Raw genomic sequence first — 12931 nt, 5'->3', positions numbered from 1 at the left:
ATTGGTAATTGGTAATTGGTAATTGGTAACTGTTAACTGATAACTGTTAACTGTTTATCGGAACAAGTAAATTCACATACAACATTGGTGATAATTTTTAAGCCTACACCTTCCATTAAAGTCATGATAGATTCGGGATGAAACTGAACAGCGGCTATTGGTAAGGTTTTATGTTCAATACCCATAACTATTCCGTCATCGGATAGGGCTGTAATTTTTAATTCTTGGGGTAAATTATCTTCTATTGCGTACAAGGAATGATATCTACCAACTTCAAAGGATGATGGTAAGTTTTTAAAAGCCACAGAATCTTTATCTACTATATTTATTAAAGATGTTTTACCGTGTTGGGGATAATCCAAAACTCCTAACTTTCCACCATGGGCTTCAACTATTCCTTGTAATCCTAAACATACACCGAATAAGGGTATTTGACGTTTTTTGCAAGCGGCGATCGCCATTTCTAATTTAAAGTCACTAGGCTTTCCGGGTCCGGGTGATAATACTACTAAGTCGGGTTGTTGTTGATCAAAGACTGATTCGGGAAAACCATGTCTTAATGTTGTGACTGTTGCTCCTGTTTGACGGATGTAATTAGCAAGGGTATGAACGAAGGAATCTTCGTAGTCAATTAATAAAACGTTTTTCCCTGCTGCTGGTAATTGTTCTTTAATCCCGAATTGAGACATGATTGATTTTTGATCAACTTTTTGATTGCTTGCTCGATTCAGAGTTTGAAATAACGCAGTTGCTTTCGTAATAGTTTCTTGAGCTTCTGCTTCCGGTTCGGAATCATAAAGGACTGTTGCACCAACTCTTACTTGAGCGATGGAATCTTTGAGTCGGATAGTTCGTAAAATTAAACCTGTATTCAAATTACCTTTAAAATTAAAACCTCCTACTGCTCCACCATACCAACGTCTGGCACTGCGTTCATTTTGTTCGAGAAATTGCATTGCAGCCCGTTTTGGCGCTCCGGTGACGGTAACAGCCCATAAATGAGTCAAAAATGCATCCAAAGCATCGTACTCTGGTTTGAGTGTTCCTTCTACATGGTCAACAGTATGAATCAGATGACTGTACATTTCAATTTGACGACGACCAATTACTCTTACCGAACCCGGTTCACAAATTCGTGATTTATCATTACGGTCTACATCGGTACACATGGTCAATTCAGATTCATCTTTACGGGAATTCAACAATTTCTGAATTTGTACTGCATCATCAATGGCTGTTTCTCCCCGACGAATTGTACCGCTGATGGGACAAGTTTCTACTCTTCTACCTTCAACTCGGACAAACATTTCTGGAGATGCACCAATTAAGTATTCTCCACCCAAATTAAAGATAAAGCCATAGGGGCTAGGATTAATTTTTCTCAAAGTGCGGAATAATTGAGTTGGAGATTTTTCGCAGGTTTCAGAAAAGCATTGAGAAGGAACTACCTCAAATAAATCACCCCGGCGAAAATAATCTAGAGCTTTGGTAACTTGTTGTTCGTATTCACCCGCTGCATGGTCAGAACCTTGAGTCACATTCAAACGTTTACCCCGGTAATCCATCACTTCACCTTTACGCGGTAAATCTCTGGTACTGCCATTATTAGTCACAAAATCGTACTGTAAGCGAAATGCTTGTTGTAAATGGTAATCAACAACTAATAATTCGTCCGGTAAATATAATATTAAATCCCTTTGGTCTGATTCTCGTTCCAATAATTTGGGCATTTGTTCAAATTGAAACACTAAATCGTAACCTAACGCTCCATAAAGCCCTAAATTTTCATCTTCATCACTGTAAAATGCTGATATTATTTCTCGAATCACACTGAATACAGATGGTTGTCGGCTGCGCTCTTCCTCGGAAAATAAACGATTGCTCAGTTTTATAGAACCTGAAATACAGTTATCCTCTCGATTTATATTTTCAATATATGGTTTATCTAAAAATAAATCCCCTAGATAACCGAGTAAAACCAGACCACGTTCATTGTGAGCCGTAATTGTAAAATTGCGATCGCGAGTAGATATTTCCAAAGGAGGATTGACAAAACCGATAGCCCATCTTTTATATCGTCCTGGATATTCATAACTACTAGCGAGTAAACCACCGCGTTGAGAATCCAGACGCATCAAAACTTCCTCAATAGCCGAATCGATAGAAGTATTCGTAACGGAGCGAGAGATAAATATACCACCGTCAGTTGTATAAGAATTAGTGTCAAATTGCATTTTAATATTCTCTAGTCTTCTTGAAATTTGTATAGGGGTGAATAAACTTGGTTTATGCAATTTAGGTCAGGTATTTAGCAATGATGGGGACACTTGATGCGGATAAATTTGAATTAAGCTACTCACGAAAGATAATCATGGTTTAAAATTACTCGTCTTGCGTAAAATATTTATCGAGAAAATTGAGAGCATGGTTACGGAGTTCAAAATATTGAGTAATCATCATCACTGCTTGGCGATGATTTTCCCAAATATCTAATACCTGTCGTTGCAATTTGCCACGAGTTAAAGCATCTAATGCTCCAAAAGGTTCATCCATTAATAATGGACATTTAATACCCAAATTTCTCCAGTTTTATACATTGGCTTGCTGCGGTGCGGCAAAAGTAACTATTGTGCAGCATCCCCTTGTCAAAATATGTCACTTTGTGACATAATGACATTTAGTGACAAAAAAATAGAACCTGATGCCAATCAATGGAAAAAATGCTCACTGTGTGGAGTATCGCTGTGACTGGTATAACAACAAGCGAGCAAGAGTTAGGAAGGGATGAGTGAGCAGCGGCGCGAGCGGATGCGTTTGGAAATCTCCCGTGAAGCAGCGCGCTTGTTCTGGGAGCAAGGTGTCACTGCTACAACCGGCGAGCAGATTGCAGACGCAGTAGGCATTTCGGTACGTACCCTCTGGCGGTACTTCCGCAACAAGGAGAGCTGTGTCGAGCCAGTCTTAGCGCAGGATGCAGAGGAATGTGTGGCGGTGTTGCGCCGTTGGCCTCGGGAGGTTTCCCTCGAAGATCACCTCGTCGAGTGGGCGACGAATCGCTCCAAAGATCCCGATCAGCAGTCCTACGACGATGCCGTGATCAAGATGACCGTGCTAGCTGAAAAAGAGCCGGATCTGCGGACGGCTTGGCTAATGGCTCACGATCGAATAGAGCGCGATCTGGTCGAGATCATCGCGGATCGCCTGCGCCGCCCGGCTGATGATATCCAGGTGCGTCTGCACGCGGCGGCTGCCACCGCAGTCTTGCGCGTCATTAGTGAAGATGTCAGTGCCGCCCTTATGGCGGGAGCTGATCGCGCCTCTATCGGCAACCCGCTCAAGCACATGGCTCACGCCGTGCGCGTAGCCACTGGTGGAGCCGTCGGCAACCCGGTCGATCCCTGAAAACAATAGCAAAGGCAACTAGCAACTCGATCCAAGCACTACATACACGCAAGCGTAAAGGAGACAAACATGATGAAGATCAAAGCAATCAAAGGACATCAGGGAAGCGGAGCGGAAGGGAAAGACGCGACTTACGTGGAGGCTGCCCGGTGGGGTAAGCATCGGGGGTGGCGGTATGTTCTGGGGCTGGTGGTTATCCTCTTTGCGTGGCTGGTGGTCGGGACTGGTGCCAGCGTACTCGTCGCGTTCGCGTTTAGCGGTCAACCAGATTACTACGTGCTTGGTCCTTTGGGGAAGTTCCTGTTTGTTATGGTAGGTTTCCTATTTTTCCTCGCGGGTGTTCTCATCGCCGTCTCCCTCATCCACCGCCGCCACCCCCGGACGCTGGTCACAGCGCAGGAAAAGATTAGCTGGCGGCGTGTCGGTCACGGGTTTGTGGCGTGGTTCGTGCCAGCCTGCCTGATTGGTGGGCTGGGACAGTACTTCTTCTATCCCGACACCTTTTCCTTCAACTCCAACCTCACAACGTTCGCGCTTTTTGTGCCAATCGCGCTAGTCTTTACCGCGATCCAGACCACCACAGAGGAGCTTTTCTTTCGCGGATACATTGTGCAGGGGGCGAGCATTGTTTGGGGCAACCGCATCTTTCTGGCGCTCGTGGCGGCCATGGTATTCACCCTGCCGCACCTGCTCAACCCGGAGGCAATTGCTGGCGGCTGGTTCACGGTCTTTTTCAGCTACTTCCTCGTTCCGGGTCTGCTGTGGACCGTCGTCTCGTTGATTGACGGAACCACCGAGCTTGCGATCGGCGTACACTTCGCGAACAACATCGTCGGCTTCCTCCTGTTCAACGCAGCCGGAACCGCCGTGACCACTCCCGCTCTGTTCACAATCAGCGAGTTCCACGCGACCTACGGGGCGCTATCGGTGCTGGTTGCAATCCCTGTGTTTCTGGCGATCGCCTACGGAGTGTTCAAGCGTAAAGCCCCCACCCGTTTCCCAGAGCCACCGGAGAGTCGTCGGTGATCTCGTAAGTTCGTAAAACAATCAGCAAATGTATTAAAGTGACTGCAATTGTTCCGTGAATTTTGCACACACGCACCAGTAAAGGAGACAAAGATGAGGATTAAAGCAATCAAAGGAAAGCAGGGAATCGGAACGGAAGTGAAAGGCGCGACTTACGTCGAGGCTGCTGGGTGGGGTAAGTATCGGTGGTGGCGGTATGTTCTGGGGCTAATGATCATCCTCTTTGCCTGGATGGTCGTCGCCAACTTCGCCAGCGCACTCGTCGCGCTTGCGATTGGCGGCAAAGAGGGTGCTGCGGCTTTGGGTCGGCTGGATTACGCTGCGTTCGGTTCCGTGGGGGGCTTCGTCGTGGTCATGGCGGGTTTTCCGGTGTTTCTCGCGGGAATTCTCATCGCCATCACCCTCATCCACCAGCGTCATCCCCGGACGCTCATTACGGCGCGGGAGAAAATCAGTTGGCGGCGCGTTGGTCACGGGTTCGTGGCTGGGTTCGTGCCCTGGGTGCTGCTCGGCGGGCTGGGGCAGTACTTCCTCTACCCCGACACCTTCTCCTTCAACTCCGACCTCGCAACGTTCGCGCTCTTCGTCCCGATCGCGCTGGTTCTCACCGCAATCCAGACGACCACCGAGGAGCTTTTCTTTCGCGGGTACATCGTGCAGGGTGCGAGCCTGATCTGGTCGAACCGGATGTTTCTGGCGATCGTCTCGGCTGTGATCTTCACCCTGCCGCACGCCACCAATCCAGAGTCACAGGAGGGTGGCTGGATCGGGATGTTCCTCGGACTCTTCGTCGGCACGGGTCTGCTGTTTGCGATCGTTTCATTGATCGACGGCACCACCGAGCTTGCGATCGGGGCGCACTTCGCCAACAACATTGCGTACTTTCTCCTGTTCAACTGGTCTGGAAGCTTCTTCACCACGCCAGCCCTGTTCAGCATTAGTGAGTACCATGCAAGATTCTACGACATCACCTCTCTCGTGCTGATTCCCGTTTTCCTGGTGATCGTTTTCCGAGTGTTCAAGCGCGACGGGGTATCCAAACCCGTTTCCTAGAGCGATCGAAAGGGTCATCGGTAAAGTGATTTCACGACTGCTCTACCGTAAACCTACCACTCAAATACTTAGAGGGAACACCATGAAAGCATTCCTAACTTATTCCACAACTCTTCTGACTTTAGCAACCAGCATGATAGTTCATTTCGCTTTACCTGCAAAAGCCGATTCTACCGCTAATTTGCTCCTCAACTTGCAATGCCAAGGCGGATACAACGTCAATATCTGGAAAACTAAAAAATCAGGCGAACTCCTTTATCGCTCAACCAGTTCCAACGGAAATTTGAGCTTGGGAAGAGGAACAAGCCAAGCAACAGAAGGCGTTCGAGTTTACAAATTCCAGAATGGTAATTATCAATACTGGGTTTGGGATGGAACATTGGATAGCCAGCAATCTGGAACGCTAGAAGTGTACAGAAACAATGCTATCCAACAGCAATATGGATGTACGAAACGTTAAGTTGAGTCATCAAGGCATCACTTGGAGATTAGATTAATGGCAATTCTGAAACAATTTGGGATTTTATTTGTATTGGGCAGTGTGGGAATTCTCATGTTCACGATCGGGTCTATTCCTTTAGTCGAGCAACAGTTAGCAAAACTGTCTCCAGAAATGCTCGAAAAGGTGCCTCCATTGTGGGTTTTAATGCTGTTGCAAGGACTACTGCCTACAGTTCTACTAGTAATCAGCATTCTGATCGGAATTGGCTGTGCCTATCGCGTTGGATTACGCTCCCATTTGATCGATCATTGGGTGTTTCACACTGCTAAGTCTTCATCTTTTGCCGTTGAGATGAAATGGAGCCTGGGTATGGGTGCAGCGGCGGCGATCGTTCTCTTATTGCTCGATCGGTTGATGCAACCTCTCCTACCTGAAGCGCTACGGGCAACCAATAATACACAGCCAAATTGGTCGAATTTGCTCACAGCAATGTTCTATGGCGGTATCACTGAGGAAATTTTGATGCGCTGGGGTTTAATGTCGCTGCTTGTTTGGATCGGGTGGAAAGGGCTAAAACAAGGCGTTACGTTGCCAAGTCAAGCAATATACCAAGGTGCGATCGTGCTAGCCGCGTTGGTATTTGGACTACTACACCTGCCAGCGACTGCCGCGATCGTTCCACTCACTCCAGTTGTGATTATTCGGGCGTTGTTACTGAATGGAATTGCAGGGATTGGGTTTGGCTGGCTCTTTTGGCAATATTCGCTAGAAGCGGCAATGTTAGCTCATATCAGCGTTCATGCTTTTACCTTTGTTCTTAGCGGTTTACTGGCAAGGTTGGCTTAAGTTTTGGAATAGATATCGTAGGGCTAGCACTGCCCCCTTAAGGAACCACAGCATACTTCAATCAGGAATTTATCATGCAATATCTTTCACAGGACTTAATCCTTCTTGCACTCAATCCCGAAACTGGGAAAACTCGCTTCTCTTTCTACGCGGCGCTCGAATATGGCTTGGTCGGTTCTTTGTTACTAGACTTAATCCTACGAGACAAACTTGAGATCGACAACGACAATCGGGTGATCGGTGCGAACGCAGGCAACACAGGCAATGAATTCTTAGATCGACACCTCAATGAAGTTCTGGCATCGTCTCGTCCTCGAACTGCAAGGTTCTGGGTGACTCGTTGGAGACGAAGATACAGATGGTTTCAGCCGATTGTGTTGCAGAACTTAGTCGATTTAGGTGTTTTGCAACGACAAGAGCAACGCATTCTGGGTCTATTCCCAACGCGGCGATATTTTCTCACCGATGAATCGATTCAGCGCGAGATTGTCCAGCAAGTTCGTACAGCCGTGTTAGAAGGCATTGGACTGAATTCTCGGATGGTAGCATTGATTAGTTTGATGCAAGCCTCTCACCTGACCGATGCGGTGTTCAGACCTGAAGAACGTCCTGAAGCGCGATCGCGAATTAGAGCGATCGCAGAAGGGGAGTTGGTCGGCAAAGCAGTTTCAAAGGCAATTTTCATCATTCAAGCAACCACGATTTTGGGCGCAGTCAATGTCAGATGAAATCGTTAGGGGTTGTATAGAACAATAGTTCGGACAATTTTTGAAAGCTTTGCTTTCCTATCAGAATTGTCCGGCGTGTTGGAGCAGAAGAATGCTCAAAATCTAATCAGGAGATTCAAATGATCTTAGTAACTGGCGCAACTGGAAATAACGGTCTGGAGGTACTCAAGCGTCTCGCCGCGCAAAACGTTCAAGCTCACGCGATGGTGCGCGATCGCAATCGAGCCAAAGCAATTGCAGATATGGGCATCGAAATGGTCGAGGCTGATTTCGATCGCCTTGAAACACTGCCCTCTGCCCTGGCAGGGGTCGATCGAGCCTTCCTCGTCACCAACTCAACAGAACGCGCCGAAGCACAGCAACTCGCGTTTGTCGAAGCGGCACAACAAAGCGGTGTCAAGCACATCGTTAAACTGTCGCAATTTGCAGCCGATGCCCGCTCACCTGTGCGCTTTTTACGCTACCATGCGGCTGTCGAATCGGCGATCCAAGCAACCCAGATGGCGTATACGTTTCTGCGCCCCAATCTGTTTATGCAGGGCTTGTTAAACTTCCGATCGTCGATCGTTGAGCAAAACACCTTTTACGCTGCGATCGGTGATGCGAAGGTGAGCGTAGTAGATGTCCGCGACATTGCTGACGTTGCTGTAGCTGCTCTAACCAAAGCTGGGCATGAAGGAAAGATTTATGATCTTACGGGTTTGCAGGCACTAACACATACCGAGATGGCAGAATATCTTTCTGCTGCCGTGAAGCGTCAGATTGCGTTTGTCGATATCCTACCCGAACAGATGCGGGAAGCAATGGTTGGCTTTGGGATGCCAGCTTGGCAAGCCGATGGACTGATTGAAGATTACGCCCATTATCGACGCAATGAGGCAGCAGCGATCGCTTCAGGGATAGAGGATGCGACTGGCAAAGCGCCGCGTCAGTTTAAGGACTTTGCTCGCGATTATGCAACGGCATTTAGCTGACTTCCGAAATTGAATGATCGACAAGTATAGCTCTAGCCGTTCGCAACCCTGGTTCGATAATATGATTCGAGTGCCCAAAAAAGACTGGTTCTACTCATGTTGCTTGTTTTTTCTAAGTGTTTTACTCTGGAGATTAAATCAATGGCAGTTTTGAAACAATTTGGAATTCTATTTGTGTTGGGCATTGCGGGAATTATGATGCTTGCGATTACGTCGGTTCCATTCGTTGAGCAACGGTTGGCACAACTGTCTCCAGAAGAACTGGCAAACGTTCCGCCACTGTGGGTTTTAATACTGCTGCAAGCACTACAGCTTACAGTTCTACTAGCAATCAGCATTCTGATCGGAATTGGCTGTGCCTATCGCGTTGGATTACGCTCACATTTGATTGACTACTGGGTACTTCATACCCCTAAGATTCCATTTTCTGTCATTGAGATGCAATGGAGCTTGGGTGTGGGTGCAGCGACGACGATCGTTCTTCTGTTGCTCGATCGGTTCATGAAGCCTGCTCTACCTGAAGCACTACAGGTATCAAATAATACAGAGTTGAATTGGCTGAGTTCACTTACAGCAATGCTTTATGGCGGCATCACTGAGGAAATTCTGATGCGCTGGGGCTTCATGTCGCTGCTTGTTTGGATCGCGTGGAAGGTCTTAAAACAAGGCATTACGTTGCCAAGTCAAGCAATATACCAAGGTGCGATCGTGCTAGCCGCGTTGGTATTTGGACTACTACACCTGCCAGCGACTGCCGCGATCGTTCCCCTCACTCCAATTGTGATCGTCCGAGCGATATTACTTAATGGGATTGCTGGCATTGCTTTCGGTTGGCTCTTTTGGCAATACTCACTTGAGGCTGCGATGTTATCCCATTTTAGCGTTCATACCTTTTCCTTTGCTCTTAGCCTTTTGCTGGCAAGATTCGTCTAAGCTTTTTTCTGGCAAGCATCACTGCATCCATCACCAAATATCGGAGCTAAAATATGTCACGCAAAACGATCGCCACCAAAGACCAGTCTCCACAACGACCACTTACTCCCAGTGCCAAACACCCGCTTCGGCGATTTCTTCGCAAACCCTTTCAGATCATTCGCACTAATTTTCGCGCCTACCTCACTATCAATGCCATTGTGTATGGCTTAGTCATCACCGGGTTGGTAGTGGCGATGGTCTTCCCCAACCTGAGCGCCACTCAGGCAGCCATCCTGGAAGACAACGGAACGGCGGATCTTGTCCGATCGCTATTCAATAACCCCTGGCTGTTCTCGCTGACTATCCTGGGAGTCAACCTCGCGACTGGCGCGCTGTGGATCGTGCTTCCTTCGCTGATCGTTCCCTTTGCTGGCATCGCCATGTTTGCCTATAAGACGTTCACTCTCGGTTTAGCGATGGCTCCGGCTACCAAGATTATGGCAGTGGCACTGATCCCGCACTCGCTGACAATACTCATCGAATTCCAAGCTTACGCCCTCCTGATGTTTGGCGCATACATCCTGGGTCGGTCTTGGGTTCGCCCCGCAACCATCGGGACTCGGAACCATCGTCAAGGTTACGTCCGTGGGCTGCAACAGCTCGGTTGGCTGAGTCTGTCCACGCTCCCACTGTTCATCGTCGGTGCGATCTGGGAGGCGTTCTCGCTCCGCTACCTGGTTCCTCCACTGACCCAATGGTTGTTGTAGCCAGTAGGGTGAGTACTGCCCACAAAACTTTACTGTGAAGGGTTTTACAGACTGTTCGGAGTTTGATTTTGGGCTGAAGGTCAATTTTGATTAAAACAGGAGAAACAGAATGAGACAAGATAAAGTGGCTTTGATTCAGTGTAAAGATTTTGCGCCTCGGATTACTAAACGGGGACCCTTCGGCGGAGCTTCGGAGTATGAATCTTTCTCTGAGGTTGTGAGTGCTGCAAATCAGTGGATTGAAAGTACAGCGATACAGGTGATCAATGTTGAAACCGTTGTTTTACCCGATCACATCGATGGCACAAGTGATGGTGTCTACGGAGTGACGGTCAGTAATGGGGTCTACCAATTGATAATCAGTCAAGGCGTTAGAATCAATTGCTTTCAATGTGTACGTGTCTGGTACACAGAATAAAGTTCAGGAGGAAGAATGAAACGATTTACCTTGTTCACTTTCCTGTACCTCGCGCTCGGAGTTTGCCTGAGTGCGATCGCACTTGGATACCCAAACCTGCCTTCGAGTCTTCAAAGAAGCTTGTTCATCAGTGCAGGAACCTCCTACATTTTTTGTCTCCTCAGCACCTTCCCATTTTGGCGCGAGAGGACAATCCGCTTCTATCGCAGACGGAATTCAGCGGTAATTCTACCCTGGTTGGTGATTGGATTCTATATTGTTTGGATGATCTGGGAGGTTCAGAGTCAGAACTGGACGATGGAAGCCATTTTAGGAGCGTTTTCGCGGCTAATATTTGTCTTAGGGTTTGCAGAAATCATTGTGATTACATGGCAAGTGAATTCTGAACGTTAATGTTTCAATCGGACGATGCCGAAACGAACTCGTTCTTCACCATAAGAATCTGGAAGAAATCAAACATTAGAACTTAGTACACTCCAGATCAACACGAGATTAATGCTGAGGGAAGCAGAGGATTTCAACCTCATGCCTTTCAAAGGTCAATACATTAGAACTTTTCAACACAGAGGGATGAATATGAAGACTTGGATTTCGATGCTGCTAATTTTAGCAAGCGTGAGCTTGTTCGGGTGCGACGAGCGATCTAAAGAGCGATTGAATAGCACGATGAACAGTTGGATTGGTCGGGATATCAATGAGTTTGTTCGCAAATATGGCGCACCTACGACTACACTCACGTTACCTAATGGGAACACAATCTATTCTTACAGAACGGATCGAGAACAGGCGTTTAAGCAGCCAATCAATGTGAATGAATTTCGGAACCGTCGAGGCGAGAGAACTACGTTGATTACCGGGGGCAACACGATTGTTGATCGTGATTTCTGCGAGATTAATGTCGAGTTTGATCGCTCCAGCGAGATTCAATCCTGGCGCTATGACGGCGATTCTGCCAAACTTTGCAATATTAAAAGCCTACCGAAAACGCTCCAGAAGCAATTACAAAAAGACGGCATTCTTCCCTAGCAAAATCGTTGCTAGCAGTGCCTATCTAAGTTGTTTAACTACTTACGATCTTTTAACCAAATTTGGGGTTTAAGTCCCCTGCTTCTACAAGCAGCGTGTTTTGTGTCGGGGTTTAAATCCCCGTCACAAAACTTACTTGCGACTTGCGACTTGTTCTTTAACCTGCCTAGTTGCGGTCAAGCCTTCTGTTACGCAGGTAAATGACATGAACAAAACTGCAAAATCACGACAAGAGGCACTGGAATTCAACCTCTTTGGATTTCGACTCTCAGTTCAAAAGATATCGATGAGCAGCGCAACCCTTTTCGCGCTTGCGCTGTTCTTTACTATCCATTTCGCCTCCGCCTGCACGGAGTCCACAACAATGTCTACCTACTTAGTACTGTTTCGGTTGTCCGTAAACGTTCAACATCCCGGATAGGGGGCGCACCAAACATGCGGGAATATTCGCGGCTGAATTGCGATGTACTTTCGTACCCAACCCGATAAGCCGCCTGAGTTGCATCGATCGCCTCAGCCAGCATCATCTGACGCGCGGTTAACAGTCTCAATTGTTTTTGATATTGCAGCGGACTCATTGAGGTGACTGCCTTAAAGTGGCGATGGAACGATGCAGCCGACATATTCGCTTGTTCAGCTAGCTCCTCAACCCGCAACGGTTGGGTAAATTCTGTCTTGATTTGTTTGATCACGTCTGCAATTCGCTGCATGTTGCTGCCAGCGGTGGCAACCTGACGAACAGCTTCACTTTGGTGATCGGTGAGTAGACGGTAATAGATTTCGCGGATCATCATCGGGGCGAGAAACGGGATATCCTGTGGTGTCTCTAACAGGTTGATTAACCGGATGGCGCAATCAAGTAAAGACGGATTGGCATCGCTAACGCACCAGCCTCTGACCGAGTTTTCTTTGCGATCGTTGTCTGGGTTTGTTTGAGCAATAATCTCGCAGAGTTGAACTGGGTCTAGCTTCAGCTTCAAGCCGAGATAGGGTTGATCGGGTGTCGCCTCGATCATGCAGACGCTCAACGGCAAATCCACTGACATCACCAAATATTGAGCAACACCATATTGAAAGATTTCCTCATTCAGCGATAATTTCTTTTCGCCCTGTGCCACCATAGCGAACAACGGTTCGCTGACCGTTTGGAGGGTTTTACAAGTATCACATCGCACAAAGACTAAGGAATTGATCGCAGTTGGATGATAAATGCCTTCCTTGCTGTCTGTGTGTCGATCAATGAGTGCCGCCAATTCTGCACATTTGGCGATCGCGCTTTTGTGGCTGATTGTATCAATCGTCATACTGGATTCCTAATTGATGTAGCCCTGCTC

At 47.5% G+C, this 12931-nt stretch carries 14 protein-coding genes; 11 read left to right on the top strand and 3 right to left on the bottom strand.

What is annotated here, in order from left to right; all coding sequences use genetic code 11:
- Positions 1–32 precede the first annotated feature (32 nt).
- Positions 33–2234: an anthranilate synthase gene (locus tag IQ247_RS15860; RefSeq protein ID WP_193921564.1), complete on the bottom strand. Its 2202-nt coding sequence runs from the start codon at positions 2232–2234 to the stop codon at positions 33–35.
- A 148-nt stretch (positions 2235–2382) separates the two neighbouring features.
- Positions 2383–2553: a hypothetical protein gene (locus tag IQ247_RS15855; protein WP_445974526.1), complete on the bottom strand. Its 171-nt coding sequence runs from the start codon at positions 2551–2553 to the stop codon at positions 2383–2385.
- A gap of 231 nt (positions 2554–2784) precedes the next feature.
- Here IQ247_RS15855 and IQ247_RS15850 point away from each other — a divergent pair, with 231 nt between their 5' ends.
- The 11 genes from IQ247_RS15850 (at position 2785) to IQ247_RS15800 (ending at position 11597) form a co-directional block, all read left to right on the top strand.
- Complete coding sequence (locus IQ247_RS15850) at positions 2785–3402, top strand: TetR/AcrR family transcriptional regulator (RefSeq protein WP_193921562.1); 618 nt, start codon at positions 2785–2787, stop codon at positions 3400–3402.
- Between the two features lie 69 nt (positions 3403–3471).
- Positions 3472–4428: a CPBP family intramembrane glutamic endopeptidase gene (locus tag IQ247_RS15845; protein ID WP_228059786.1), complete on the top strand. Its 957-nt coding sequence runs from the start codon at positions 3472–3474 to the stop codon at positions 4426–4428.
- Between the two features lie 93 nt (positions 4429–4521).
- The gene (locus IQ247_RS15840) at positions 4522–5481 is read left to right on the top strand and encodes a CPBP family intramembrane glutamic endopeptidase (protein WP_193921560.1); all 960 of its coding nucleotides are present in this window, start codon (positions 4522–4524) and stop codon (positions 5479–5481) included.
- An 82-nt stretch (positions 5482–5563) separates the two neighbouring features.
- Positions 5564–5941, top strand: a complete 378-nt coding sequence (locus tag IQ247_RS15835) for a hypothetical protein (RefSeq protein ID WP_193921558.1) — start codon at positions 5564–5566, stop codon at positions 5939–5941.
- A 36-nt stretch (positions 5942–5977) separates the two neighbouring features.
- Positions 5978–6769, top strand: a complete 792-nt coding sequence (locus tag IQ247_RS15830; protein ID WP_193921556.1) for a CPBP family intramembrane glutamic endopeptidase — start codon at positions 5978–5980, stop codon at positions 6767–6769.
- A gap of 74 nt (positions 6770–6843) precedes the next feature.
- Positions 6844–7497, top strand: coding sequence for a GOLPH3/VPS74 family protein (locus IQ247_RS15825; RefSeq protein ID WP_193921554.1), 654 nt, complete (start codon positions 6844–6846; stop codon positions 7495–7497).
- A gap of 119 nt (positions 7498–7616) precedes the next feature.
- A complete protein-coding gene (locus IQ247_RS15820) occupies positions 7617–8471 on the top strand; it encodes an SDR family oxidoreductase (protein ID WP_193921552.1) in 855 nt (284 codons plus the stop codon).
- A 141-nt stretch (positions 8472–8612) separates the two neighbouring features.
- Positions 8613–9404 carry a CPBP family intramembrane glutamic endopeptidase gene (locus IQ247_RS15815; protein ID WP_193921550.1) on the top strand — a complete coding sequence of 264 codons (792 nt, stop codon included), beginning with the start codon at positions 8613–8615 and terminating at the stop codon, positions 9402–9404.
- A 53-nt stretch (positions 9405–9457) separates the two neighbouring features.
- A complete protein-coding gene (locus tag IQ247_RS15810; RefSeq protein ID WP_193921548.1) occupies positions 9458–10153 on the top strand; it encodes a stage II sporulation protein M in 696 nt (231 codons plus the stop codon).
- A gap of 109 nt (positions 10154–10262) precedes the next feature.
- The gene (locus IQ247_RS15805) at positions 10263–10571 is read left to right on the top strand and encodes a hypothetical protein (protein ID WP_228059785.1); all 309 of its coding nucleotides are present in this window, start codon (positions 10263–10265) and stop codon (positions 10569–10571) included.
- Between the two features lie 576 nt (positions 10572–11147).
- On the top strand, positions 11148–11597 hold the full coding sequence (locus tag IQ247_RS15800; RefSeq protein WP_193921546.1) for a hypothetical protein: 450 nt from the start codon (positions 11148–11150) through the stop codon (positions 11595–11597).
- Between the two features lie 368 nt (positions 11598–11965).
- Here the strand turns inward: IQ247_RS15800 and IQ247_RS15795 are convergent, their stop codons facing one another.
- Entirely contained in the window at positions 11966–12901 is a 936-nt protein-coding gene (locus tag IQ247_RS15795; RefSeq protein WP_193921544.1) for an AraC family transcriptional regulator, read from the bottom strand.
- Between the last annotated feature and the right edge of the window lie 30 nt (positions 12902–12931).

Source organism: Plectonema cf. radiosum LEGE 06105 (assembly GCF_015207665.1).
Taxonomy (GTDB): domain Bacteria; phylum Cyanobacteriota; class Cyanobacteriia; order Cyanobacteriales; family Nostocaceae; genus Rivularia; species Rivularia radiosa_A.
Note: the sequence above shows the minus strand (reverse complement) of the source record. Positions and strands in the feature narration are given on the sequence as shown.